25 protein-coding genes and 1 riboswitch are annotated in these 25,843 nt (G+C 34.6%); of the genes, 6 read left to right on the forward strand and 19 right to left on the reverse strand.

Annotated elements, in window-relative coordinates:
- Positions 1–413, forward strand: a 413-nt coding sequence (locus tag BMX30_RS20230) for an IS3 family transposase (protein WP_139195426.1), incomplete at its 5' end; no start/stop codon positions are given.
- A gap of 6 nt (positions 414–419) precedes the next feature.
- Here the strand turns inward: BMX30_RS20230 and BMX30_RS20235 are convergent.
- From BMX30_RS20235 to BMX30_RS23680, 5 genes are all read right to left on the reverse strand, one after another.
- The gene (locus BMX30_RS20235; protein WP_090749743.1) at positions 420–641 is read right to left on the reverse strand and encodes a hypothetical protein; all 222 of its coding nucleotides are present in this window, start codon (positions 639–641) and stop codon (positions 420–422) included.
- A 649-nt stretch (positions 642–1,290) separates the two neighbouring features.
- Positions 1,291–1,812 (reverse strand): hypothetical protein, encoded by a 522-nt coding sequence (locus tag BMX30_RS20245; RefSeq protein WP_090749747.1) that lies wholly within the window; start codon positions 1,810–1,812, stop codon positions 1,291–1,293.
- Positions 1,813–2,283: 471 nt separating this feature from the next.
- Positions 2,284–3,948, reverse strand: a complete 1,665-nt coding sequence (locus tag BMX30_RS20250; RefSeq protein ID WP_090749749.1) for a recombinase family protein — start codon at positions 3,946–3,948, stop codon at positions 2,284–2,286.
- A complete protein-coding gene (locus BMX30_RS20255) occupies positions 3,905–5,434 on the reverse strand; it encodes a recombinase family protein (protein WP_170843956.1) in 1,530 nt (509 codons plus the stop codon). The genes BMX30_RS20250 and BMX30_RS20255 overlap by 44 nt, the downstream gene beginning before the upstream one ends.
- The gene (locus BMX30_RS23680) at positions 5,431–5,589 is read right to left on the reverse strand and encodes a hypothetical protein (RefSeq protein ID WP_170843957.1); all 159 of its coding nucleotides are present in this window, start codon (positions 5,587–5,589) and stop codon (positions 5,431–5,433) included. The genes BMX30_RS20255 and BMX30_RS23680 overlap by 4 nt, the downstream gene beginning before the upstream one ends.
- A 391-nt stretch (positions 5,590–5,980) precedes the next feature.
- Here BMX30_RS23680 and BMX30_RS20260 point away from each other — a divergent pair, with 391 nt between their 5' ends.
- Complete coding sequence (locus BMX30_RS20260) at positions 5,981–7,483, forward strand: restriction endonuclease (RefSeq protein ID WP_170843958.1); 1,503 nt, start codon at positions 5,981–5,983, stop codon at positions 7,481–7,483.
- Between the two features lie 782 nt (positions 7,484–8,265).
- Here the strand turns inward: BMX30_RS20260 and BMX30_RS20265 are convergent.
- The 3 genes from BMX30_RS20265 to BMX30_RS20275 all read right to left on the reverse strand — a co-directional run bounded on the left by BMX30_RS20265 (position 8,266) and on the right by BMX30_RS20275 (position 10,792).
- Positions 8,266–8,550, reverse strand: a complete 285-nt coding sequence (locus BMX30_RS20265; protein ID WP_090749755.1) for a hypothetical protein — start codon at positions 8,548–8,550, stop codon at positions 8,266–8,268.
- A 753-nt stretch (positions 8,551–9,303) separates the two neighbouring features.
- Complete coding sequence (locus BMX30_RS20270) at positions 9,304–9,774, reverse strand: hypothetical protein (RefSeq protein WP_090749757.1); 471 nt, start codon at positions 9,772–9,774, stop codon at positions 9,304–9,306.
- A gap of 10 nt (positions 9,775–9,784) precedes the next feature.
- Entirely contained in the window at positions 9,785–10,792 is a 1,008-nt protein-coding gene (locus BMX30_RS20275; protein WP_090749759.1) for a DUF3231 family protein, read from the reverse strand.
- A gap of 406 nt (positions 10,793–11,198) precedes the next feature.
- Between BMX30_RS20275 and BMX30_RS20280 the strand changes: the two genes are divergently transcribed.
- Positions 11,199–11,786, forward strand: a complete 588-nt coding sequence (locus BMX30_RS20280) for a CBO0543 family protein (RefSeq protein WP_090749761.1) — start codon at positions 11,199–11,201, stop codon at positions 11,784–11,786.
- Positions 11,787–12,181: 395 nt separating this feature from the next.
- Here BMX30_RS20280 and nrdG read toward each other — a convergent pair whose 3' ends face one another.
- Both nrdG and BMX30_RS20290 read right to left on the reverse strand, forming a co-directional pair.
- Positions 12,182–12,670, reverse strand: a complete 489-nt coding sequence (gene nrdG, locus BMX30_RS20285) for an anaerobic ribonucleoside-triphosphate reductase activating protein (protein WP_244532680.1) — start codon at positions 12,668–12,670, stop codon at positions 12,182–12,184.
- Positions 12,667–14,550: an anaerobic ribonucleoside triphosphate reductase gene (locus tag BMX30_RS20290; RefSeq protein WP_090749763.1), complete on the reverse strand. Its 1,884-nt coding sequence runs from the start codon at positions 14,548–14,550 to the stop codon at positions 12,667–12,669. Before BMX30_RS20290 ends, nrdG begins: the two co-directional genes overlap by 4 nt.
- 173 nt (positions 14,551–14,723) lie before the next feature.
- A riboswitch (cobalamin riboswitch) is annotated at positions 14,724–14,849 on the reverse strand.
- Between the two features lie 758 nt (positions 14,850–15,607).
- On the opposite strand from BMX30_RS20290, the gene BMX30_RS20300 reads away from it, so the two are divergent.
- The 3 genes from BMX30_RS20300 to BMX30_RS20310 are packed head-to-tail and all read left to right on the forward strand — an operon-like array spanning position 15,608 to position 16,331.
- Positions 15,608–15,895, forward strand: coding sequence for a YvdQ family spore coat protein (locus BMX30_RS20300; protein ID WP_090749766.1), 288 nt, complete (start codon positions 15,608–15,610; stop codon positions 15,893–15,895).
- Positions 15,896–15,901: 6 nt separating this feature from the next.
- Positions 15,902–16,105, forward strand: coding sequence for a YvdQ family spore coat protein (locus BMX30_RS20305; RefSeq protein WP_280139995.1), 204 nt, complete (start codon positions 15,902–15,904; stop codon positions 16,103–16,105).
- Positions 16,106–16,157: 52 nt separating this feature from the next.
- Complete coding sequence (locus BMX30_RS20310) at positions 16,158–16,331, forward strand: aspartyl-phosphate phosphatase Spo0E family protein (protein ID WP_090749770.1); 174 nt, start codon at positions 16,158–16,160, stop codon at positions 16,329–16,331.
- A 216-nt stretch (positions 16,332–16,547) separates the two neighbouring features.
- Here BMX30_RS20310 and BMX30_RS20315 read toward each other — a convergent pair whose 3' ends face one another.
- The 9 genes from BMX30_RS20315 to BMX30_RS20350 all read right to left on the reverse strand — a co-directional run bounded on the left by BMX30_RS20315 (position 16,548) and on the right by BMX30_RS20350 (position 25,842).
- Positions 16,548–17,183 carry a tyrosine-type recombinase/integrase gene (locus BMX30_RS20315; protein WP_244532681.1) on the reverse strand — a complete coding sequence of 212 codons (636 nt, stop codon included), beginning with the start codon at positions 17,181–17,183 and terminating at the stop codon, positions 16,548–16,550.
- Positions 17,184–17,243: 60 nt separating this feature from the next.
- Positions 17,244–17,513 carry a hypothetical protein gene (locus BMX30_RS24030; protein WP_244532682.1) on the reverse strand — a complete coding sequence of 90 codons (270 nt, stop codon included), beginning with the start codon at positions 17,511–17,513 and terminating at the stop codon, positions 17,244–17,246.
- Between the two features lie 290 nt (positions 17,514–17,803).
- Positions 17,804–18,250, reverse strand: coding sequence for a hypothetical protein (locus BMX30_RS20320; RefSeq protein ID WP_090749771.1), 447 nt, complete (start codon positions 18,248–18,250; stop codon positions 17,804–17,806).
- Between the two features lie 430 nt (positions 18,251–18,680).
- Complete coding sequence (locus tag BMX30_RS20325) at positions 18,681–20,246, reverse strand: RNA-dependent RNA polymerase family protein (protein WP_090749773.1); 1,566 nt, start codon at positions 20,244–20,246, stop codon at positions 18,681–18,683.
- A 705-nt stretch (positions 20,247–20,951) separates the two neighbouring features.
- Positions 20,952–21,581, reverse strand: coding sequence for a hypothetical protein (locus BMX30_RS20330; protein ID WP_090749774.1), 630 nt, complete (start codon positions 21,579–21,581; stop codon positions 20,952–20,954).
- A gap of 20 nt (positions 21,582–21,601) precedes the next feature.
- Positions 21,602–22,522: a Kiwa anti-phage protein KwaB-like domain-containing protein gene (locus BMX30_RS20335; RefSeq protein ID WP_090749776.1), complete on the reverse strand. Its 921-nt coding sequence runs from the start codon at positions 22,520–22,522 to the stop codon at positions 21,602–21,604.
- A 464-nt stretch (positions 22,523–22,986) separates the two neighbouring features.
- A complete protein-coding gene (locus BMX30_RS20340) occupies positions 22,987–24,462 on the reverse strand; it encodes a recombinase family protein (protein ID WP_090749778.1) in 1,476 nt (491 codons plus the stop codon).
- A 295-nt stretch (positions 24,463–24,757) separates the two neighbouring features.
- Complete coding sequence (locus BMX30_RS20345; protein WP_090749779.1) at positions 24,758–24,979, reverse strand: YozE family protein; 222 nt, start codon at positions 24,977–24,979, stop codon at positions 24,758–24,760.
- A gap of 83 nt (positions 24,980–25,062) precedes the next feature.
- Complete coding sequence (locus tag BMX30_RS20350) at positions 25,063–25,842, reverse strand: enoyl-CoA hydratase/isomerase family protein (protein ID WP_090749780.1); 780 nt, start codon at positions 25,840–25,842, stop codon at positions 25,063–25,065.
- Position 25,843: the final 1 nt, after the last annotated feature.

Here is a 25,843-nt window from a genome sequence, read left to right on the forward strand (position 1 = left end):
CTTCAACAGGTCAGATTCTTGCTTATAATATATCAAATCGAATGACCATCGACTTAGCGACAGACACGCTTAAAAAGTTAAAGAAAAATAAAAATTTCAAGAAAGTTAAAGATGCATTAATTCACTCGGATCAGGGAGTACACTACACCCATCCTGAATTCCAAAAAGCAGTAAAGAAATTAGGTTTACAACAATCTATGTCAAGAAGAGGTAACTGTTGGGACAACGCCCCCCAAGAATCATTCTTTGGGCATCTAAAGGACGAGGCCTCTATTAAAGCATGTAAAACTCTAGATGAATTGAAACGAGAAATTAAGCAATATATGACCTATTATAATCACCATAGATATCAATGGAATTTAAATAAGATGACCCCTGTTCAATACAGAGATCATCTTCTTAAAACTGCCTAGGCTTTTTTAAAATGTCCTTGACAAAGGGTACAGTTCAGGTTGAGGGTGGTATTTCCTTTGACGAATTTGAAAAATGATTTCTTCTTTGTTCAACGCCATATATGCTCCTAAGTCCTTCACTGTCATTCCATCCACACCAGCGGCGCCCTTATTTCTTTCCACCCGCTTAAATGCTTGATTTAGATTATCTCTATCAAGAATTTTATCCAGTAGTTTTCCTTCATACATGCTTTGTTATTTCCTTCCTGTCTCGTAAAGTCGGTATCCACTATTCCGCTTGTCGCCAGTGGTCTATTTCCGCTTCCAATCGAGATTTCTATAACGATGAAATTGTTCAGCCCTTCGCTCTCTCTAACTTTCGTTAGATGTCTTCACTACTACGGCTTCTGCTGACTTCTCACTATCCAGTCTTGTATCACTACAAGATTTTGGAGTAGACCAGTGAGACCTCCCCAGTTAAGGTGCGAACTCTTTCCCTCCATCTATCTGCCACATATACACCGTATGATTGCTGTAGCTATCGGATTTTAACTTCTTTTGCAGTTTTGTCCCCATACGTTGCCTCTTATATGATTTCTGTTCGTCAGACCAGAGGTTTGCCTCAAGCTTCCTTCAGATTCCATGTCGCCATGGACACCCTTGCCATTAGCTATGTACTTACCGCTACAAGGTCGTACTCGGGACTTTCACCCGTTAGAGTTCGCCCATGCTGGGCGAACAAAAAAAGGCCTGGTTCAGAACCAGGCCAAATATTTATTGGGAATATTATGTTAACCTATTTATCTACCTGTACTGCCAATATTCTTGGCGAAACAATCTGACTTAAAAATAGATATTCCAATTGTCTCTTTAACTAAGCGGATTTGTTCCTGATTTCTTAAAATATGATTTTGGTAGGGTAGTTAAATTTCCCTTCTGGTATATCCCTTTCATATTTAAATTCCACATCAAGAAACCCAAAGGTCGTTTGTATGTCCTCTTCTTTAGGGCCATTTCTCCTCTTTGTTCCAGGTTTTTCCTTTTTAGTATAAGGATTGCCTGTAACTTCACTTGTATCAGCACTCTCCATTAATTCAAGCTCAAGCTGGTAAGGATTGATCCATTTATGGAAAGGCTTTTTACTTTTTTTTTGTTCCCTTATATTATTCAGAAAATCCTTCTGTTTACAATCAAAAACAAACCGATACAAATCATGCTCCTTAATGTAATAGTCCTTAGTGTTGCGATTTTCTTTGTTTTGACTGTTAGAAACCGCACTTTCCTCCTCATTAGAGGTCGCAGCGGCTGAGGACCCTAATTCACCCGCTTTTAGTTTCTTAAGTAAGTCATCCTTTTTTAAATGATCTATTCCTAACTTTTTAAGCTCGGTGATTGCATCAGTTATAGTAAAGTTCTTCATATGTCGTCCCCCCTTGTCTTAATAACAATATATGAAGAAGGACGACCATTATTAAGGATCTCTGTGCCCAGTTCACGGGTTTTATCCAAACCGAGAAAAATGATGTCATTTATACACTTACCGAGATATGTCTTGTCGACTAATTTAAGTAGACAGGCTACGGATGGAAAAATTGCATACTTGTCCTAGAGCCCCATAGACCTTGCGATTACTGATGTCCATTTTCTCGGAACTGTTGATAAAAGGGATCCCTTTTATCCATTCCACCGAGAATTAGGACAAGGTTTTATCAGCTACCGAGATAAAAGGACTTTCATTTTACGCATTTTGTCAGATCCCTTTATAAATTTACCTAGTAAAAATGCAAAAAAGTCGAACTGTCATACAGTCCGACATTCTTTGCTCAAATATTCCCTGTACTAAAATCTTATCACGCCTTTTAAAGAAGCGGGAAAATAAAAAACCTGGAATTCAAGGATTCCAGGTTTTGGGATATATATCTTTGTGAAAAACTGGGGGCAGCGACCTAAGCTTCAGTTTAACCTCATGAGATTCGTTTAGTGAGCATTCCTCCACAAATAGTAAAGTAAGCGCTCTCCATTCTGAATTGGTTAACCTTGCCTCCTTCAAAAGTTTCTTAACCTTTAACTCTAACAGCTCTTTATTCAACATGAGTTCTTTTAATTTCTTATGCTCATATTCTTTTTTAGGGATTTCCTTTTCTAAATCATTTAACTTATCAATACTGTCATTCTTAGATATTAGGTAAGCAACGGTAAGTGGTTGGTCTGATTCATACAGAAGGATATCCTTAAAGAAAAGGTCAGGGTCTTCTTGCCTTAAAAGAGCTAAGTTATCCACTTCCATCTTCTTTTCAGCTCTCATCCGGGAAAGGACTTTTTCTTGCTCTTCATATGTAGTTTTTAGCAGTTCATGTGTTTTTTCAAGTATGACCTTATCTGGTCTTGAAAGCTGATCGATTGTCTTCTGCACCAGCTCCTCCAATTTGTCCGCATGAACTCTCCTTTCACAATATTCGCAGCGGTAGTACCTATAACCATAGACTTTTTCTTCCAATTGTTCCCTTTTCTTAATCTCAGTTCTTTGGTCAACCCCTTTTAAAAAGGATGGTTCATCTAGAGAATCCCCACAACAGCATTTAATAAGATTATTCAGGATAAAATTTGATTTTGTAAAATGAGGGTTTTGCGGAAGAGAGGTGTACCTTTCATAGCAAAGCCACCAGAGTTTCTCACTAATAGGTGCTGGTTCTGTAGTATAAGGATTCTTAATCAGTTTCCATTCATTAATTGGTTTTAAAGAGTAACCGCCCTTTTTGTTTTTTAATCGGTCATATCCAAAGTACCCCATGTATATCGGATTAAGGATAATCCCCTTGATTTTATTAGCCTTATATTTAATCTTCTCGTGTTTGTCTATGTACCTTTCATCAAGCTCCTTGGCAATGCTGTGGAAGGTGGCCCCTTCGGAATACATCTCATACATCTGTTTTACCCTTTGGATTTCTTCCGGAACGATTCTAAACTCAATATCTTTCGTGTCCTTTTTCCCTTTCTCTCCCCTTATGATTGTTACATTATAACTGTATCCGTACGGTGGTCTTCCACCTATGTATTTATCTTTTTCCAAAAGAGTCCGTAACGCATGTCGGGTCCTAACCGAAATATTATCTGACTCCAACCTTGACATCCCATCTTGTATCAAGGCTTTAATAAGATCATCTTGGCTATAAAGCTCATCCTTAGAAGCGATTATGACAGGAATATCCTCTAATTCTTCCTTTAATAATTCCCTCAATTTAAAATGTTCATCAACCTGCCTTGATAATCGATCCCAATCAGATACAACTATGGCATCATATTTCTTATCTTTAACTGCTTCTAACAAAGTGGTGAAATTCTCCCTTTGTTCATAACTCAAGCTATAGGCAGACTTTTCATCTGTATATATATCCTCCTTTTCAAGACTTTTTCCGAATCGTTTTAAATAATCTTCAACAACTTTTAACTGTTGTGATTCAACCCTTTGCTCAGTGGTAGAGACACGACCGTAAAAGGCAATTCTCTTTGCCTCATTTATTAGTTCTTGTACGCTTTTTTGGTTCTCTTTTTTCACGTAAAGTCACCTCCGGTGGGATGAACAACTTTATTGTTGTTTTATCTTTTGAAACAATGACTTTATCAATCAATCGAATGATATGAGTCAAGTGTGGCAGTTGTAACGCTTCTTTTTTTAAAGATTCTTCTTTTAATTCCCCTTTTAAATCTTTTTCTTTTAAAGATTTTAGCCAGCGAAAATACCCACTGTGATACTCATACTGCGGTTTAAAATTTGATAGGAATTGATTTAGGGAAAAATGCATTGAACTAAGCTGCTCTTGTTCTTTGGATATATATTTATACCTTGTTACAGATTTCTCTAATATGTCGTCTTTCGAGCCCTCTTTTAAATACATTTGATAGTTCATCTTTATTTGCTCTTCATTGTCTTTGATTGCTTTAGCTAACTCTTTTTGTTTTTTTTCCACAGGTGCGAGATAACGTCTTTTTACAATTTCATGTAATTTCGGCCAATCATTTGCTAACCTGGTCATAAATATTTCCAACACCGCTTGTATTACCTTTTCATCCAAGTGTTCCATATCTACATGTATGCTACATTGCTTACATTTGTATTTCTTTTTGGTAATGGTTAGTGTCACAGAGCAAGAACCACAGTGTATTTTATTCATTAGGAGTGGAGTATATCTTTCTTCTGAGTTTTCATGTTCATCATTATTGTCTGGGTTCAGAGTTTCTTCACCAAACATATTATTTAACATGTCATTGGCCAAATACCATTCATCATCGGTCACGATACGGAGGTCTTCTAACACTCCGGGAAATGGTATGGTTTTCCCATCAAGTCGTTGTATTAATGTCCCTTTATATATTGGATTGGAAATGATTTTTCTTAATTTCGTCACAGATTTGCCCACAGTATCTTTAAGGGTTTTGTCGAGGTAGTCGGCATCAATGTCCCCCTTGCCAAAACGGATAAAGTTTTCAAATATCTCCCTGACCTTTATTGAACTTTCATCGAATGAAAGGTCTCCGTTTTTCGAAGAGTATCCCAGGGGTGGGCTTCCCCCTCCCCACTTTCCTTGTAAAATCTTTGTTCTCCTGGCATTAATGAGTCTGTTTACAATGTTTTCTCCTTCCTGCTCCGCAATCCCGCCTAATAGTGCCTCCACAAATTCACCAACCGGACCATTAAACACTGGGGGTTCATTATCTGCAGTAAAATACAGTTCAACACCCGCTGCTTGAAATGTTTTTAACGCTTCAATGTATTGTCCGGTATTACGAGCAATTCTGTCCCTTTTAAAAACTAAAACACGTGCAATTAACCCTTTCTTTGCTTCATCTAGTAGTCGACTTATTTCCCTCCGGTCTTCTATCTTGTTTAGTCGCGCGGAACACATCCCTTCATTAAAGATCTCATGGATCAGCCAACCATTTCTATGTGCAAATTCAAGGCAAGTAATTTGCTGCATCTCCAATGAGTTCTTTTGTTTGTCTTGATCTAATGATTGCCGAATATAGATCACCGTTTTTTTCATATATCGTCGATCCCCTGTTCTTTCAGACCCTCTTTTATTTGATGATGAAGAATGTTTGAAACAACTTCCGCCCATTCTTTCTCAAAACCTGGGCGGTATACAAATTCAATCGATTCAACTGCGATCTCAGAAACCTGTTTTCTTTTTCTGCCCATTATGTTCCTCCAATCCAATAATTAGTTAGATTAATTGGTGGAAAAGAGTTTCCTAATTAGACACTAATTTCCATCCCTTGTTATGTAAGCTTTGTAAATGATTAGATTTTTATTCATGATAATGAACAACCTTTATTCTGATAAATAGAAAAACATTGTTCTAAAGGGTGTTCCACTATAGACCTCCCTGTCCCGCTTAATGATAAATATGCGGAATATAAGGATTTTTGAACTAGTTCTGTTTTCCAGGATAAGCTTAAAGCAGCATATAACTAGAACGGTTGATTCCGCGGCCCTTCCCATATTTGATTTATAGGTCATAAGGGTTTTATAAAAAGTTAACTATATGGATAAAATTTCTAACATGAGCAATAAAATTGGGGGGGATTCAATGTTTGAAAAGAATATAGCTAATCGTTTCCTTGGTGAAACAAAGACAATTAAAGCTAAAACAGAATATGAACTTCACGAAAAGGTTAGGAAGCAAAAGAAACAATGGAAAGAAAAAGAGAACATAGAGCGTATGAAAATCGATGCACATAAGCGGACCATCTCTGCCCTAAATGCGATTAGGGAATACCGGTCATTATTAGAGCAATCATTAACTGCATCCCATATTATTGAATGGGAAAATTCATATGATAAATCTAGTTTCACTAAAGAAGAACCATTAAAAGAGACGTTTAATATTAGGGTAGGTGTCCCTAAGGAAGATAAGCTTTTTGAATTTTTCTTACCCTTTTTAAAGAAAAAGCGGGAGGAAAAACAACACGAGGCTGAAAAGATGTATCAGGAAGCATTGACACAGTACCTTTATGAGAAAAACCAGTTCTTAAATGAACAGCAAACAAAAAACAGTAACATTGATTCCTATAGAACCGCTTTCGAGAATGGCGACCTTAATAATGTAGAAAGATATTTTACCATGGTGTTAAATTATGCCCCTTACCCCAGTGGATTTAGTAAAGAGTTTGTCCTTGAATATGATGAAACGATCCGCAATTTAATTATCGAATATCGTCTACCACACCCAAGTGAGGTACCAAATCAAATAGAATTTAAGTTTATTCAATCAAGAAAAGAAATTGATGAAAAGAAGATGAAAAATATTGATTTCCAGGAATTTTATGATACTATTCTGTATCAAATCTGCTTAAGGTCCATTTACGAATGTTTTATTTCAGACTACCCACACCACCTTGAAACGATTGTCTTTAACGGCTGGGTACATGGAATTGATACAGCAACAGGTCAAGAATTTGATTCTTGTATCCTTAGTATTCACGCCGATAAAGAAGAGTTTATAAAATTAAACTTATCCCAAGTGATTCCTAAAGATTGTTTCAAAAAACTAAAAGGTTTATCAGCTGGGGCATTGCATCATTTCGCACCGGTTCGACCAATTTTAGAATTGAATAGGCATGACAAACGGTTTATTGAAGGAAGAGAGATTTTAGCGGATATTAATTCCACCCCAAATTTAGCTCAAATGGATTGGGAAGACTTTGAACACCTAATCAGGGAATTATTTGAATTGTATTTTAAGGATATCGGTGGGGAGGTAAATGTAACACAACGCTCGAGAGAAGGTGGGGTGGATGCTGTCATATTGGATCCGGATCCTATACGTGGAGGCAAATACATAATACAAGCGAAAAGATATAATGATGTAGTCCCGCCTTCTGCAGTTCGAGAGTTAAATGGAATCATGAATGATGAAGGAGCAGCAAGGGGAATTTTAGTCACCACCGCCTATTTTGGAAAGGAATCAAGAGACTTTGTAAAAAACAAACCCATTTCACTTATAGATGGGCCGCAGTTAGTTTACATGTTAAATGAGCACGGTTATAAGGTTAAATGTGAAATAAATAAAGGAAAAAAAGAGACTTCATGAAATGTTACCAATGAAGTCTCTTACTTCTACCAATTTAATTCAATAAGTTTCTATATGAATACTTGTAACCATATAACTCACTCTTAATTCATTTTTCCTGGTAAAGTTTTAAACATTTTAATGACTATCAGAGCCATAACTTCCGTCAGCTAACTTAAAAGCTTTACATGGTTGTAACCATCAACCTGTATGGAGAGGTCCTTCGAGTTTTTATATAAACCCCAGTTATTAAGCCTCAAACTGATACCTTCAGCGGTCTAAAGTTTGGATTGCATGTTTTTGTTTTCACAAAGCCTAAGCAGCTTGTATTTTGTTAACTAAATGATATACGTCCAATGATTTTAATTTGTATCTTTATGTTTGTATTTTTACTTTGGTAAATTTACTGAGGTAAAGTTATTTATATAAAATTATTGCTACTCGCTAACCTCAGATTCAAATATTCCCATGAAAATCTTTGCGGTAGGTGAGCGCACCTGCCACATTTGTGGCGCTGATCTGGACTCCACAGGGTGGCTTTTATACTATGGGGACACAAGAAGAAAGGCCATGTTCTATCATGGCCTAAAAATGATATTTGGGGATATATTTCCTTGACATATAATAATTCAAGCTTCGGTCCCGCCTAATTTGTACGCTTTGATCACTCTGTTTGAAGTTTCATCGATCATCTCGTCATTATCTTCGTAAAAGCCCGTCTGACCAGCGATAAAACTTAAATCGTTTTTTCGCTTAATCAAAAACATTGGGCTATTTATTTCTCTTTCCTCGATTTAAATATGTTACTTACCTTCGTAATAGGTCTTATCGAGTTGAATTTGCCTTTCGTAACATTGTTGAATCCTAGCTATCAAACGATCCATTTCAGAAACAGGCAACTCCGATACTTCCATCATGCTATCAAATAATAATTCAATTAGATCTCGATCATGTATGTTCCTTAAACATTCTAACTGTTGGTTGAGCATGTTCCGAAAGACGTATTTAGTATATTTTTCAAATGCTGCTCTTTTTCCATGTGCAATACCACTATACCAATCATCAAAATTTTCAATTTTCCTTCCCATTTTTCCACTTCTTCCTCAACTGATTTTATTACTAGCATTGTTTTTCATCGGGTTTTCGTATTATATCGTAGATTCGTTTGGCGCTAAGGTGACTGTCAATCTATGGCGATCAATACAAAAAACTCCCACCCATCCTTTCTCAAAACCTGTTTGGTAAACTAACTCAATTGAAACCATTTTGATATCAGAGATTTGATTTCTTTTCTTCCCTTTCGTTACTCCCCCACATATTTCGACCTCAATTGTTAAGTAATCTTTGCAATCATCAGCTTTTTATTCATGATATTAAACACTTTTTCACTATTGTAAATAGGAATTCATTTCTACTGAATACAATCAGCAGGTATGATTTGCATTTATTCTAACTAGGCAAAACCTGTATGTATTTAAGTATTCGAACCAATACTCTCCGTCCTTATTAAACTGCTTTTTAACACCGGGCACCACATTCGCTTGTGATTACAGCCACAAGAATGTACCATCTCTGCCATCATTTTTACCAGCAGTTGCCCCGGAATTTACCATTCGCCGCCAAAGTGTTTACCAAAAGAAGTAGGTCAACGGTTTTGAAGTGAAAAAGCCTAATCCTCCTTATCTTTACCGAGGAATTAGGCTTAGGTCTTCCACAATCGGGCTAATTATGGGTTATCAATTTCTATTGAATAGTATTCTTGTACTGCGCAGCAAAGATCCGGTTATAAATGACAGTCCTTGTTCAACTAAAGCAGATAGTTGAAGATTAGAAAAGTTTCTTTAAGCCTTGTAGATAATAACCAATTTATAAATAATAAACCCTATTAAAAGCCCAGGGACTAAAGAGAGTATAGGTAAAAAAACGGGACCAATTGTCACTCCAAATATTTTTATTGAGGTTGAATATATTAAGCCTATTGTAATAAAGAAGGCTCCAAATACAAAAGGTATGTAGGAAAAGCAGTTCACTTTTCCATCTGCATTACGGTATGCATCCCACATGGCAAACATATATAAACAAGGATAAAACATAAGCCATTGAAAGTTTGTAACGTCAATGGCTTTTTGTATTTCTCCTGTAAATGAATAAAGAATCGCTAAATTGAACTTGCTTAAAACATTAACAAGAATCTCCAAAAAAATGAACACGCATCCTTTAAATAAACTTCCATTTAGAAACTGACCGAACCCTGGTAGAGCTATACTCCATAATAAAGCCTCATGTTTTTTAGGCTTTCTAAAATCCTTCACCTTGTATCACTCAATTCAACATTTGATTGCGTTCTTCCATTTGAGGTGGTTCTTCCATCCAACCATTTTTAATCATTATTTTTGCACCTTTATGAGCATATTCAAATATATCTTTCATAAAAATAGTCATTTTAGCTGGTAAATCATTTCGTAAACTGAAGGCGGTACCTAATGAGCCACTTCCCATAGAAAAACTGCAAAAAAGACTTGTGCAATACATCATCAATTTATCGGAAAATGGCGCTATTGTTGAACGGGTTGCATTACCACCTGATGTCTGCGGAGTTTGTATACCGCCTTGAAGAAAGGTTTCACTTAATTCCTTTACAATACTTTTAGCAATCTCTGCTCCATCATTAAAGTAGCTTTTAACCTCTGCTTCATTTGCACATTGAGCAAAACCTATAATCATTTGAAGCCCAGAGACATTTGATTCAATTGAATGATGAAGTTGAGCAACTTCCACTGTATTTAATGAACGTTTTTCGCTAAACGGATTTATGGAGAGTCCACCCAAGTAGCTGTTATCTTTAACAAATTCAACTGACTTTGGCATTGAAACATGAGGAGATTTAACAAGCAACCCCTTTTCAAGCAAATATTGTGTACAAAGGTTGTAATACTTTTGAGTAATGGCAGTTAGATCTTTAAAAATCAGTACAATATCTTCTCGATAACTCATAGTTATATTTAACGAGTGAAGTCCCATACTAATTTCTTTCAATAGGCGAACAAACATGATGTCAAAACCATTATCATATAACTTTGGCACCTCTTTGTTAACATCTTGAGCAGTAAATCCAACTGGTATTACAGCCCCTTCATTTTGTAAAGTTTCTGTGATTTTACCAACATAGTTATCAATCTCCCCATATAAATTAGTCATAATCTCATTAGCCTTTTCATCATCGGCTTTCTCTATTAAGTATTCTAATATACGTAAAATCATTGTCTTTTCCTGATACGTAAGCCATAATACACCTAATTCAGATGAAGTAATTGCTGATTTTTCTGGCATATATATATCCTCCTAAAATTTACTCATTTTAGGTTTAGCATAAACTGGTATCTTAATTCGGTATTTTTTATAGTATTTCACTCATTGTTCATGGCAGGCACACAACTCGCGGATATGGTGTGATTATGGTTGCAGTGGATAATTGATAACTACCTCCCCTTCTAAGAGACAGGTCAAGTCTTTGATCTGTCTCTTCTTGTTTTGCACTATCAGTAAAATAAAAAAGACGATCACTTTGAATGCAATCGTCTCTTAGATGGTTTATCTATTACAAGTATCTTTGTACTATACAGCAAATGTTTTTTTAGTTACTCTTGTTCAATATAAAGCACCCGCTAAAGAATACATAAACAATAAATAGCCCATTATAACTGTGAAAAGGTATTTTTCGAGGAGATATAACATAATGTCTTTAGTTAAAATAGTAACAACCTTAAAATTATTTTCGATAACTCCTAATTGGGATGAAATAATCAGACTACGTAGGCAAATTAGAGATCTGCTTATGGACTATTGGCTCACTAATAGTTTATTTTCTTTTAATTGGTGGCTACTTTTAACCACAACAATTATCTTTTTAATAATATGGCTCATCGTTCTTGATAAAACAAGAATAATTGAAATTGCTTCGTTTGGTCTTTTGATAGGAACCACAGGTTTTATTTTAGATATTATCGGTATTGCATTAGTTTTATGGTCTTATCCTGACAGCATAGTACCAGTGATACCTCCAATAATTGAAATTCATCATGTTCATTTGCCTATTTTTTATATGATAATTTATCAATTCTTTGATACTTGGCAATCATTTTTAACAGCTATGATAATTACTTCATTTATTTTTTCTTTTGTTTTTGAACCATTGACGGAGTGGTTAGGTATTTACGAAGTATATAACTGGAAATACATATATTCCTTCCCTATTTACATTTTTGGTGGCTGGATATTTAGGTGGACAATAATTAAGGTCAAACAAATCGAAAACAGAAGATAAAGCACTTCCTTTTATTAGCGAGTGCTTTTTTTGCTCCTTTAGCTTGATTACATTCACAAAGTTACCAAAAGTAAAAACATTTAGTGCGCAATATTTAGTCTACTTCGCGGGAGGACATAGGGACAGTTCACTGTCCCTGTTCCCACATATATAAATCCCTTACCATTCTCACTCGGTAACAGTTCGGGAAAAACGGGGACCCCAAAATTTCCAGCGGTCTTTTACGATTCACTCTATTCCTAGTTAATCCTCGCTTAGCTTCTTGGACCCATTTGGAACCTCTCTACATATTTTTCCTTTCCGAGTAATCGCTCTCCTTTGTGACAAGCCACTGTTGTGACTTGTCACAAAAATTATTTACTTAATGGTTTATCTAGTAATGATTTAAATCAAAATTACTTCTGATAACTTGTTTTACGTAACCCGTTATCTAATTCTATTATTTCTTGATTACTACTCCCTCTAAATTGAAGCGATAAATCACGTTTATCTATTTCAAATCGCCCATCAACAATTACATCAATGTAAGTAAGTAGTTCTAGTTTATCTTCATCTTTACTAGCCTGTAATTCCTCTAACGTCCAACCTGTATATGCCCATATATTTTTACCATGTTCTTTTAAATCTCTAGCTACTTGTTTAACAACAGGAGCTTGATAGAAAGGATCTCCACCACTGAGAGTAATATCTGTAATAGGGTTTAGTGCTTCCTTCACTATTTCTTTGACTGTCATTTCGGTCCCATTTTGTATATTCCACGATTTAGGATTATGGCATCCTTTGCAGAAGTGCTCACAACCAGCAAAAAATATAACCGTTCTAACCCCCTCCCCATCTACTACGGAATCATGGTAGATGGAAAGCACTTTTGCAGTATCGGTCACGAGTGTTTCACCCGGTCTTCTTCCTCACTCGCTTTTGCGGTGTTCCATTGTTTCATTGTTCCTACCAAATATCCAGTTATTCGTCTAATGCGGTCAATTTTCTCTTCATTATCATTCCCACATTTAGGACATTCATTGTCAATGACCCCTGTATAGTTACATTGGTGGCATCGATCTACAGGATGATTTATACTTCCGTACCCTATGCCATTATCAGCCATAGCTTTTACAATTCTATCCATAGCCTTAATGTTTTTGCATACATCTCCATCGACTTCGATATAACTAATGTGTCCAGCGTTTGTATACTTGTGAAATACTCCTTCTTTTTTGATTTTATCAATGACGCGGATGTTATAGTAAACAGGAACGTGAAATGAGTTTGTATAATAATTACGACTTGTTATTCCATCTATCTCACCGAATTCTTTTTTGTCTTGTTTAACGAAGTGCCCGCTTAGACCTTCTGCTGGTGTTGCGATTAGTGAATAGTTTAAATCATACACTTCTGCAGCTTCATCACATTTTTGGCGTAGAAAAGAAACAATTTCTTCGCCAAATTTTTGAGCCTCATCGCATTCACCATGATGTTTACCAGTTAATGCCTTCAAACACTCAGCTAGCCCAATAAATCCAATACTCAAACTACCTTGTTTTAGAATTTTGCCTACTGTATCGTTCGGACCTAATTGTTCACTATTCTTCCACACCCCTTGTCCATATAAGAAAGAGAAATCTTTAGCTGATTTTTCTGATTGGAAGCACATTCTGTCGTACAATTGTCTAATAACAACATTAGTGTACTTTTCGAGTGTTTTATAGAATTCGGAAACAGAATTTGAGATTAATGCAATTTTCACTAAGTTAAGGCTGGTAAAAGATAAATTCCCTCTTTCTATACTGGTTTGTTCTCCATGTCGATTGGCCATAATCCTTGTACGACAACCCATATAAGCGACTTCTGTATCAGGTTCTCCTTCTCTGTAAAACTCGTAATTAAATGGTGCATCAATGAAACTGAAATTAGGGAATAATCTCTTTGCGGTTGTTTCTAGACCTAATTGATATAAGTCGTAGTTTGGATCCGCTTCATAAAAATTGAAACCCTTTTTCATTTTAAAAATTTGGATTGGGAAGATTGGTGTTTCTCCGTTACCTAAACCCTTCTTTGTAGCTAGCAAGATGTTTTTAATAATCATCCGACCTTCTTTACTGGTATCTGTTCCGTAATTGATGGATGTGAATGGAACCTGCCCACCAGACCGTGAATGCATAGTATTTAAATTATGGATAAATGCCTCGCTCGCTTGATAGCATTGCTTGTCAGTTTCATCCCATGCTATCTCTTTCATTCTTTCTTCACTAATCGGTAGGTCGTATGACTTTAGTGTATCTAGTTCCTTTTCAAATGTTTTATTTACATAAGGTGCTAAATCAAAATCAAAAGCTTGGAAACTTTGACCTCCATGTTGTTGATTTTGGTTACTTTGAAAGATAATAGCCGCTAACGCCATAGCACTACTGATGGTTTTGGGTTCACGCATGTATCCGTGTCCTGTATTAAACCCATTTTTTAATATTTTCCCTAATGGTATCTGAGCACATGTGGTTGTTCCTGTGGCCATAAAATCAAGGTCATGAATGTGGATAAAATTATCATCCATAGCTTCTAGAGCTTCATTTGAAAGTAGATATTCTTTTGCATAAGCTTTTGCACTTTCGCTTGCGAATTTATTCATTTGTCCTAATGGAGAACGTCCATCTACATTTGCGTTTTCTAGTGTTAAATCTTGGTTGGAGTTTGAAACAATTTCGTGAAAAGAAGAGAATAAAGTTTGGGAGGGATTCTCTCTTTTCTTTTCTAAGTGTTGAGTTGTCATAAAAATCACCCTTCTTTTTGGTATTGGATTGACATTCATCTAATGCATTACAATCAGAATTTCCAGGGAATTAAAAATCCACTCATTAACTGAGTGGATGAATGAACAACTTAAAAAGGTACACAAATACCTTTTACGGCCATCGATTCACCTTCCCAACTCCCGAGGAATTTGAAATACTTCATAATGAGACAGGTATCTGACTTATGCTTATTAAGCAATTACAGTTGCGGGTACAGTTCCGGACTCTAACCGGATTCCCTTAAAAGCCAATCGGCATCTCATTATAAGGCTAAACACAATATGTAGTTGTCCTCCGATATTCAACACACAATATACAGAACGATTTAATAGTACATGTAATTAGTAGTAATATCAATTACTATTCATGTGGCGATTTTATGAACATAATTCATGTAAAGCATGACCAGAATTAAAAAAGTCATTAAAATTACGTAACATAAAACCAAAAATCTTTGCTGTTTCATTCACCCTCTATTATTAAAAGAGGTGTTTTTGCAACTCTCCAGATTATAACTTTATTCTACTTTGGAAACCCTTCTTCCATAAAAGTGCCTGTTAACTCCATAAGGAATTTAACAAAAGCCCGTTAATCCTTACTGAATCAAACACACTTAAATAAGGAAATCCTTAAAACTAATCATATCGTTTTGGTTTAAAATTTTTGACAATTATTCTTGTCAAGATAACCGATATTAAAATAGGAGATGTAGTAATTGCATTCTTAAGATATTCATTTAGAGATGGATTAAAATACCAAAGTAACGCTTCAATTAATAGTGCAGAAACTGCATAAATTGTTAATGCTAATATTATCTGTTTACCTATCCCCATATTGCCTCCCCATTTGAGCAGTAAAGTTTCAACTTTATTAGTTGTATCAAATCTTTAGTAAATGCTTATTCATACACAGATAGGTAAGGGTCTGAAGTTATCGGTCCCTTTTCCCCCTGTTCACACCGTACATAAAAATTTCGAATCTACGGAGTTCCAACTAATCCAATTCATTCTTTACTTGTTCACAATATGACAAAGCATGGCTCGAACGGAAGTGTTGGATCTCTTTTCAAATACGATTGACCTTACACGACAGTTATATAACAAATCGTTAAATGTATTATTAGAAAAAGGGTTATATTCAAGAGCTGCTTCTATTCCGATACCAAAGAAAGTTGATTTAATAGAAAAACAAGGGTATTTAACTGGTTGGTGTGGGGAGCGCCGCCCAATAAATGCAATTGAAATTATGCACTTTTATAAAAATATGAAACGAAATGCTATTGGTAAATCGTTATTGCTAGGTTTTGGACAAACTGCTGGTTAACAAGAGGTGCGGAATTATATGGCTAGAGGATCTCAAATAGCGAGTAAAGTCGTGGAGTTTATGCCTCACATTTTATCAGAAGAAAACATTTCTGAAACACCAACTATGGATTCCGAGATTCTCAAAACAACAACAGCCCCTTTTTCGGAAAAGCTAATGATGCAGGTGTCACAAATTGTTCACAATCAATTCTTCATCCATTACCATTAAGTTGGTAAAATTGACTTTGCGTTTGTATTTTAATGCAAGGGGAAGAGTAATTATGGAAACAACCCTACCATCTGTTTTAAATCCAAATGAACTCCTTAGTTATATCGAATTTTTGAGAAAAGACCTTATTAACAAAGGTTTACATTTCGGATTTAATGACGAACGAACAATACAGGCTAGTCAGGAACTAGATTACTTTATATTTGAGTACCAAAGAATAACTTAGTATTGCCACTAATCTTTTTAGGAATAATGATCAAATGGGAAATCACTGCCAATTTCATTTAACAGCAAAAAAGCCAACGAAATATCAGGTTGATCTTGCGGGAAAGCCTCCGTTCGCTTAAGTACATCATTCCACAAACTCACCTAAAAATAAGGCTATTGTTACGCAGTATTAAGTCAAATAGACAGCAACTTACTGAATCAAATACTTTTTATGCTACTCTCGCTTTCGCTCATGAGTAATTTTTGCATACCTAAGTGTCGTATCTGGTGAACTATGTCCTAAGAGCTCTTGAATAGCAACCAATTCAGCACCATTATTTAATGTTAAAGTAGCAAAGGTATGTCTTAAAACATGGGGACTTACTTTGTCTTGTAATCCTGCCCTTTGAGCGATTATTCCTATTTCTCTTTGTATTCCTCGTTTAGATAATCTTCTAAAAGGTTTTCTCTCTGTAATCATCAAGGCTTCACAATTGTCATTTCTTCCTTTTAAATATTTATCCAAATGATACATTGCTCTAATCGAAAAATAGACTTCCCTTTGTTTATCACCTTTACCTATAACTAATGTGCTCATATTCTGTTGATTGATATCAGCTTTTTCTAATCCATGAACTTCAGATAATCGACAGCCCGTTGCATACAATACTTCTAGAAAAGCACGCTGTCTTACTGTATCACAGGATTCTCTTAACATTTCTAGTTCTTCGATTGATAAGGATTTAGGAAGTCGGTATTCATCTTTTGGAGCTTTTAATTTATTAGTTGGATCACGTTTAATATATTCTTCTGAAACTAACCAACTAAAAAAACTTTTTATAATCGATAATTTCTTTCTAATTGTGCTCATTTTTAAGGACCCATCTTGACTTAAGTACATTCGAACATCTGCTGCAGCTATGTCCTCAGCCTACTTTTTTACGATATCAGCAAACACATTTAATTCCATGAGGTAGTTGTCTAGAGTAATAGAACTTAAACCTTCTAGTTTTTTTGCCGAGATGAACAATAGTATTTTATCCTCAAGATCAGGATGTACTTCACCTAACTCAACTCTGTGAATATAATACTCTGATAGAACAGTAGATAATTTATTCTTTGTATTTTCCACTTCAATATTAGGATACAAATCTTTTAAAGCAGCCACTAAAGCTGATAATACTTGTTCTCCTAGATTCATAATAATCAACTCTCCTTAGTTCATATTAGTAACTAAGGATTACCTATTCAAACAGCAAAAATACCAACTGAGTGAGTATGGACCGCTTTTTTGATCCTTTGAATAAGAAAGAGACGATTACTTTTGGGGTAATCGTCTCATAATGGTTGTGTATAGCTAGTATCTTTGCACTGCGCAGTAATTGACTTGTTTTGTTAGTTGTTCTTCTCAAAATACGCTCACATTACTTGAATAACAAAAAACAATTATCCTCTTTAATCACTCTCCCTAGTTGAGAAATAATATAGCATTTATTTAATTCTTTTTATTAACAACTGATATCCATAAATAACTAGAGCGAAAGTAATAAATGAAAAAAATATGTGTTTAGGCCTAAAGTTAACTAGTTTAAAAAGTCTTAACTTTTGAAATAGATAGCTCAGTGGGAAAGAAAAAAGAATATCCATTATTAGGTTAAGACCTAAATACCGTTTTAAATTTCCAAAGGTTAAATGAAAAATCCATAATGTTCCTACAAGAAAAGGTCCCAAAATAAAGCTACCATCGTTTAATAGTTTAACTTTCCATCCCCCTTTAACAACCCACCACTTATATGGGACTGCCAACAAACACATTCCTGTTACAAGAAGTGATGCAAAAAGAGAAACGGGTAAATAAAGTTTAAATGACTTTTTAGGAAGAAAAATGATAGAAATCCAAGGCAATATAAGCTGAATGATTCTAATGATATTAGGCATATAAATTGATTCCCCCTTTTCATCTTAATTTCCCCTCTTATTTGGGAATAATTCACAGGGAAATCACTAATTATGTGTTTCTTATTGAACCATACTGCCCGGTTCAGCTTATATACATTTATTCACAAGTGCTTTAAAATGAAGAACTTTGCTGCGCAGTATAAGTCCAATACGAAAAAAAGATCACCCTAAAAGAGTGATCGCCTGACATGATTTTTTAATTACAAGTATGGTTGTACTGCTCAGCAACTGACATTGTATTGCTAGTTGTTCTTCTTCAAAATAAGCCCCCATTTGTATGAAAAAGAGATTCAAAAATGCAATAATATTTACTATCTTTTTATAAAGGGAAGAAGCTCAAGGAAGCCATATGCTTATCAATACACTTGCATACTCTAAAAGACCATGCTTTTGTCATTGATTAAACCACTTATATATCCATATCTTCAGCTTCAAAGCCGTCTTCCATTTCCTTTATTTTCAATGCTAAATACTCTTCAATTTCATTAAGAACCTCTGGAATATCTCTAATGATGGGAAGCTCTGATGTTATGTTTGCTCTATAAAACTCCAAATAACTGCTCACTTTTTCCATACGTGATTGCTCTTTTCTTACCTCGAATACCTTTTTGGGAATTAGATATTTTACAATGCTACCTTCTAAATCAGCTTTTAAGTCAGCAGAATACAGTATCAGGTGATAATTTTGAAACCAGTATTGTTCACCATCATTTTCTTTTAATTTATCCAATTCTTCTTTTTCAAAATACCCATCTTTTAGGTAATACGAAATTAATACTTGATTGCTTGTTTCCATTACTCTATTTTTATTTTCAATCAATACATCTGTAAAATCAAATATTTTTATTGCGTAATAAAAATACAACTGCTCTTCATTAAATGAAGTTTTAAGCACTTCTCTATACCTAACATGGAAAAATTTATGTAATCTATTTTTGTCAAAATTACTCATATCATTAAATTTATCGACTGTATACAACATAGTCTCAGGAGATAAGTTAAATAGAAAACATAATTGGTGATAATCATAATTCTTAACTTGATAACTCTCTAGGTCTAACTCTCTAAAATATTTCGTCTTAAAAAAATTATTTATAAAAACCTTCTTAAGTTTATCATCTTCTAAGTTTGAGACTCTAAAAACAAGTTGGTTAATAAAATATAGCTTGTTATTATCTTTTTCCTTATCGAATCTTACATTACAATGGGCAATTAATTTTTTCCAATATCTCGCAACTAAATTGTAATTATTGAAAGTTTCATATGTCCAAACCTCTTTTTTGCTATCATTTCTTTCTAATTCATATTTTTCCAACACCTTATCAAAAATCCTTGTTATTTCAACAACATCATCCTTATTACAGAAAAAGTAAAAGTCATCGGAAAAATAGGAAAACTCGCAGTCAATCTTTGCTCTTCTAATTTCTCCTGCTATTTCATTACTGATATTTTTTAAGTTACTTTCTGCGAAATATAATGACAAATAATTTCCCATTATTAATCCATTTGTTTTTCCCTGATTCATATTGGATAAAAATCGTTCTTCATGTTCTTCGTAGTCTATTAAATGAGTATAGATCCTCCCGTAGTATTCCTTTATATCCATTTTAATAAGTTGATCATAAACGCATAACCTGTTAAAATCCTCCTCTAATTGCCTTTCGTATTCACCTGATACAAAATCCCCAGTATCAATATTTGCTGATAAGCGTTTATGTAGTGGATCTAAATTTTGAATGCTATCAAAATTTGATAAATCCTTAAAATGTTCATATGCAACTATAAAATTCAAAATATTTGGCATTTTAAGGGTTCGATACTTATCTTCTTGCTTTTTAACTCTAAAATTAATAGGTTCAACCCAGACCAACTTACTAATATCAAATGAGGATATATCAGTTGGGAATTTAAGAATATCAATGTCCAGAAAATGCTTGACTGAATTCTTGAAATTGTACAAATTATTAAGTTTCATCTTCTCCACCTTGTTTCACTTATTAGTTTTTCTAACTTAAACTTTGCTCTCTAGCAATTCATTTCCATTTGTAAAAAATATCCAATTTTATTAAAAAATCTTTTAAACACATTCTACACTTACCTTTGAACCATCATAGTGTAAAATATTAATGCTTTTTATTTACATCTATATATTACCATTAAATTGCAATTAGTTTTGAAGAGCTCTGCTTGTTAGTTCACACAAAACCAACTAAAATGAAGAAAATTATTACGCAGTATAGGTCTACTACACAATACATTATTTAGTCTTGCCCGTTTGTAAACAGTCTGTAATTCTTTGGTACACTTTTTGTCATTCGGTGGTAAATGCTATGTCAGAGCTGGTACAAACATTTTAATTACTTGTAATCAAAATTCATTTAATCGTAGTTTGGCTATGCCTTTTACCTCTTCCTTCACTTTGTAGTTTCAAGCACCACTGTCGTAAAGCCTGTGCTTTTGCGACTTGGTTTTGTCCCAACCTTTATTAACAATTCCTATAAGGTGATGAATACACCAAATCCAGCAAACGAACATGTCTTGAATATTCATAGGTATTAACCCTTTCATTTCTACATATGTCTCCTATTTTACAACATAAAAAAAAGCATCCTTGTAGGAAGCTTTTTTACTAATTAAACAATTAAAGCAGTCCAATTAGTTTGTGATAGTATTAAATCTATTATAGATATAAGTCATCTGAACGACTTGTTTGTAGAGGTACTTCGGTTATAACATATATATCTCCTATAAGATTAACTTTTTTTACCTCAAGGTTTCTCTTTGCTATCTTTTTTAATTTAGTTTTACTAATTCTAGTTATATAAATATATTCTTCTGCAGAAAAAACATTATAACCACAAATATTATATAACGGATTCATAAATAACTGATCATTCTTTACATAAAAAGTTCCAATGATAAAAAATAATATAAAGTTTATTAGTAAACTTCTCCCGCTATGTATATCCATTGATATTAGTGGAACAATATACGTTACAATATACCCCATTGTATCCTCTCTAACAAATTCAGTATCCTTTATTGTACCTATTCTTCCCTCTGTTTTTGTATATACACGAAAAAACAAAAATACACCGAACAATGACAATATAAAAAAAATCAATAAACCTATCCAAAATATAGACACAGAAGTGCTTATATTAAGAAATTGATTAAAAAAACATTTAAGGGTAAGAAGACGGCCATTGTCATCAAAAAGCTGTATATTTTGTACTATGAGCAACAAATATAAGGGGATAAAAGATGATAAATAAAAGAGAATTTTTTGTAACGATCTAGTGAATTTCATATATATTCCCTTCTTTAGATTTATTGCGTAACATCCTCACCTATACGACCTAAAATTAATGATAAATAATATGCATCTGCAATACAGAAAAGTATTTGACTTCTAACTTGTCTATTTCTTGTATATACAATTTGACCGTGTTGATTTAATTCAATATCTAAATCTGCTTCAGCAATCACATTGGGAAGTAAATTACGATTTTGTATAAACCCTTCAATTCTCCCAGGAGTGTTTAAAATCTTAGTGATTCTCTTAGATGCTTGTCTATCATTTAAACAATCATCTCTAAATTCATCAAAGTTAGTTATAATATTACCTTCCTCAATATGGCTTAGGGCTTCTGTTGCTCTTTCTGAAAAATAATCCTGTAAATTGAAAATTGTTTGTAATGCAAATCGATTGATTATTAACATTTCATTTTGAAATACTAATATATCTATATCTCTATCCAAACCAATAAAAAGTTCGTTATCAAACTTCCTTAAAGTATTATCTTCTAAAATACCCAAGATTCCACTTCGAATTTTTTTCATTTTTGTAAACCTGCGAAATATATACATGGATTCATCATTAGTATTAGTAAATTTAATGCAGTAAAAATTTATATCATTAAGATCCATTTCGCCCATATCACCATGTATATTTTCTTCTGAATCTATTTCCACTATGGTATTAGCCACACGTGCTACATCTAGAGTTGCCACAGATAGATACCCATCTTGGCCTACATTAGGGTTGTAAATCTCTTGCGGTAAATCGTACAATCTTGTTTGGAAAACCTCATTATATAGATCTTTTAAATCTTGACGCATTTGTGGCCTTATAGTAGGTTGGTAAACTTCATAGGCTTCCATTATCTTTTGGACAAATTTAACTGATACAGCATTCGGTTGATTAATGTCAAGATTATTCACAAATTGTCTAAGGTAATTAATATTCAATGTTATCCCTCTTCTCGATAAAATTATAATAACAAAATTCGACAAGAAAGACGGAATACCTCTCAACCAACCGCATATTTTTCCAATTCTCCTAAATAAACCCACGCCTTGATGCTTATTCCTCTAAGTTAAAACTCTCTTTGCATCCATTTACAACCTATATTTCTTTATTTAGATTTTTGCATATTTGGGAGGGGACGGAGACCTTTTCCCTATACAATTTGTATTACGATACGTACTGCACTAGGGCGATTTTGTACACTATATGTACGCGCGTGCAGTTGTACATCAATTACGATTAGTAAAGGTGCCACCATTTACTTTAGCCAGCAACAGACCGCCAATCCAATCCATTCCTTGGATAGCTATATTAATGCTTTCCAGGGAGAGTTTCAATTGAGGGGAGTGGCGGGGATGATTGGCGCATGTTCGTGGCTCTTCTATGTTCAATACCCAACACACCTTTACAGCCATTCAATTTCAATAGTAACCTCTGGAACTTCTCTTCTTGTATTATGATCCACTCTTGAATTAGTTGAAAACCAAATTTTCTTTATAAAAGTCTTAAGAAAAGTATTACAAACTTCAGGTTCAATATTATCAATCTTGTTTAAAGTTTCAATGCATCGTGCTAACCGGCTTTGTTCTTCTTCTGTATTATTAAGGTTTTCTAATTGAATGTTTATTAGTTCTATTTGCTGCTTAACATTTTTGATTTGCCTTTCATTCTCCTCGCTTAATTCCAGGAATTCAGCCTTTGTAATTTCTCCATCCATTCTCATTACCTTTAGATTCTTTTGTCTATTATCAAACTTTCCTATTTGCCTAATAAGTGATTCCTTTTGAGAATTAAGTTTATTTTCCTCTTCAGAAGTGTCATGAGTTTTTAATTTTTCAAGCGCAATTTCAAAATCCGCTTTTTTATCTTTTACCTTCTGCAAAACATATACTTCAACAGGTAAATATTTATGACCTCTATCTTTGCATGTATTATTGCTAATTTTATATGAACAAGATTTAATGTAATCAATATCGGTTCCATCCGTTTGGATATATCTCTTTCTTCCGCAACAATAACAGTACAGAAGGTTTTGTAGTCTCCGGTTCGCCTTCTTTTTATTAAAATAACTACCACTCTTGTTTTCTTCTAATATTTTTTGAACTTCTAAGAAAGTTTGTTTACTTACAATCGGTTCATGTGCATTCTCAACAAATACTTCATCAACCACTCTTCCGTTAACCCTCCTACAAGCTTGAACCACTCCATAATAAACAACATTTTTTCGTATACTGGATATGTGAGATGTTGTTAGAATTTTGCCGCTTCTGCTCCTCCATCCGTATGTATCTAGCTCTTTTGCGATTTCATTGGCACTTACTCTTTGTACGGTTCTCTGAAAGATATGTCTAATAATTGTTGCCTCGTCTTCAACGATAACTAATCTTTGATTTTCGTCCTTTTTATAACCTAGTGGTGCTTTATTACTCATTACCCATCTTCCTTGTTCTGCGGCAGCTAAGCGACCTCTACCTAACCGTTTCCGTATTTGCTTGTACTCAAAGTTCGCCATCATTGCTTGGAACGAAAAAAGCATTTCATTGCTTTCCTGGGCTAAATCAATTGCACCATGTGGAGTTAAGATTTTTATGTCGTGTGCAATCAACATCGTCTTGATTTGTTCAGCATAGGCGTTGTCACGGGAAATCCGATCTATATCCATTACTAAGAGATAATCATATTCATCTAATTTATTTAGCAGAAGATTTAATTGGGGTCTAACATTATTTACACCACTCGAAATTTCCTGATACACGTCATATGTTAAATTATTTTGTTTAGCAAGTTTAATTAGTGCATTTCGATGACTTCCTAATATTTCATCAATGTTTAGCTGTTCCTCATTTCTAGATAGTCGTAAATAAATAGCGGCGAGGGCCATGTTTAAGATCACTCCTATGTTTTACAAAATTCCATTATGAACCCAGTAAAAATAGAAAATTAACATTTGTTACCTTTCCTACAGTACCATAGATTGTGATCACGACTGTATCACCGATATTATATTTCGGTTCTTTACGGTTTTCCATTTCCTCCATCCTCTCAATGATGCGTCGTGAGTTTATTAACACATTATATGCGGAGGGTGGCTAATTCGACACGCCCAATAAAAGAAAAGAGGCCTAAACCCGATAGCTTATCGGTGGCCTCAATAAAAAATTATATTTAAGTAATACTTACCCTTCTGTCTGCAAGTAAATCTCCCATGCTTCATCAAAAATGGCCATACTCTCAAGGTATTGCCCATTAAACTCAAGGTAGGAGCTAACCTCATCATAATCCTCCGAGTTCTTTGGAAAGCTATGGTCTTCGTATGCGTTATTCGCAAATCGACTGATATCATCCTTTGGCTTCGGATGCCGATATTTCATTAAGAAATGATAAAAACTCTTGTACATATTGAACGCCTTCCTATAGTTAAATGTTTGTCCTTAACTATAAACGAAAGCTCCGATTCAGTACAAGAGTTTTAGTTAGTTTTTTACCTATTCATGAACTCTGGTTTTCTTTTTTCAGTAAAGGCCGCTGTCCCCTCATTTTTATCTTCGGTTGCAAAGAGAACGGCCTGTGCAAGCTTTTCAATAATCAAACCTGTTTTTTGATCCGTTTCGAACCCAGAATGAACTGCAAGCTTTGCCAATTTTACAGCAAGCGGACCTTTGGCTAAAATTTTCTCCGCTACTTCTACCGTCTTTTCTTCGAGTTCGTCCGGTGGAACAACCTCCGACACTAAGCCAATTCGGTGGGCTTGTTCTCCATCAAGCATCTTCCCGGTAAGTATCATATCGAGCGCAATCCCTTTTCCTACCACTCTTGCCAGACGCTGGGTACCACCTGCTCCAGGAATGATGGATAAATTCAATTCAGGAAGTCCGAACTTTGCATTCGAGGATGCAACCCTAATATCACAAGAAAGCGCTAGTTCACATCCACCTCCAAGTGCAAACCCGTTTACCATCGCAATTGTAGGCTTATCGTACATTTCAATCTTATCGTAGACCTCTTGCATGCTGTTTGGATTAAAAACATCGAGGAACGTTTTTTCCTTTAACTGGGCAATGTCCGCTCCTGCAGCAAACGACTTTGCCCCTTTTCCTGTAAAAACAACACATCCAACAGAATCATCTCGTTGCAGCAAATCGAGTGCACCTGCTATTTCCTGTAGCGTCTCCGTATTTAACGCGTTTCGAAGTTCAGGTCGATTAATCACAATATAAGCCAGTTTCCCATTTTGGGTGATTTCAATATTTTCAAACTTCATA

It is taken from the genome of Mesobacillus persicus, from assembly GCF_900109925.1.
Classification (GTDB): Bacteria; Bacillota; Bacilli; order Bacillales; family Cytobacillaceae; genus Mesobacillus_B; species Mesobacillus_B persicus.

Bases quoted from the DNA above. Each gene is read 5' to 3' on its own strand.
- BMX30_RS20255 (WP_170843956.1), bottom strand. From the start codon at position 5,434: ATGAAAAAAACGGTGATCTATATTCGGCAATCATTAGATCAAGACAAA.
- BMX30_RS20275 (WP_090749759.1), bottom strand. From the start codon at position 10,792: ATGCCAGAAAAATCAGCAATTACTTCATCTGAATTAGGTGTATTATGG.
- BMX30_RS20265 (WP_090749755.1), bottom strand. From the start codon at position 8,550: ATGGGAAGGAAAATTGAAAATTTTGATGATTGGTATAGTGGTATTGCA.
- BMX30_RS20245 (WP_090749747.1), bottom strand. From the start codon at position 1,812: ATGAAGAACTTTACTATAACTGATGCAATCACCGAGCTTAAAAAGTTA.
- BMX30_RS20320 (WP_090749771.1), bottom strand. From the start codon at position 18,250: ATGCCTAATATCATTAGAATCATTCAGCTTATATTGCCTTGGATTTCT.
- BMX30_RS20260 (WP_170843958.1), top strand. From the start codon at position 5,981: ATGTTTGAAAAGAATATAGCTAATCGTTTCCTTGGTGAAACAAAGACA.
- BMX30_RS20350 (WP_090749780.1), bottom strand. From the start codon at position 25,842: ATGAAGTTTGAAAATATTGAAATCACCCAAAATGGGAAACTGGCTTAT.
- BMX30_RS20300 (WP_090749766.1), top strand. From the start codon at position 15,608: ATGGCTCGAACGGAAGTGTTGGATCTCTTTTCAAATACGATTGACCTT.
- BMX30_RS20310 (WP_090749770.1), top strand. From the start codon at position 16,158: ATGGAAACAACCCTACCATCTGTTTTAAATCCAAATGAACTCCTTAGT.
- BMX30_RS20280 (WP_090749761.1), top strand. From the start codon at position 11,199: ATGTCTTTAGTTAAAATAGTAACAACCTTAAAATTATTTTCGATAACT.
- BMX30_RS23680 (WP_170843957.1), bottom strand. From the start codon at position 5,589: ATGGGCAGAAAAAGAAAACAGGTTTCTGAGATCGCAGTTGAATCGATT.
- BMX30_RS20345 (WP_090749779.1), bottom strand. From the start codon at position 24,979: ATGTACAAGAGTTTTTATCATTTCTTAATGAAATATCGGCATCCGAAG.
- BMX30_RS20325 (WP_090749773.1), bottom strand. From the start codon at position 20,246: ATGAAACTTAATAATTTGTACAATTTCAAGAATTCAGTCAAGCATTTT.
- BMX30_RS24030 (WP_244532682.1), bottom strand. From the start codon at position 17,513: ATGAATCTAGGAGAACAAGTATTATCAGCTTTAGTGGCTGCTTTAAAA.
- BMX30_RS20290 (WP_090749763.1), bottom strand. From the start codon at position 14,550: ATGACAACTCAACACTTAGAAAAGAAAAGAGAGAATCCCTCCCAAACT.
- BMX30_RS20235 (WP_090749743.1), bottom strand. From the start codon at position 641: ATGTATGAAGGAAAACTACTGGATAAAATTCTTGATAGAGATAATCTA.
- BMX30_RS20340 (WP_090749778.1), bottom strand. From the start codon at position 24,462: ATGGCCCTCGCCGCTATTTATTTACGACTATCTAGAAATGAGGAACAG.
- BMX30_RS20330 (WP_090749774.1), bottom strand. From the start codon at position 21,581: ATGAAATTCACTAGATCGTTACAAAAAATTCTCTTTTATTTATCATCT.
- BMX30_RS20315 (WP_244532681.1), bottom strand. From the start codon at position 17,183: ATGAGCACAATTAGAAAGAAATTATCGATTATAAAAAGTTTTTTTAGT.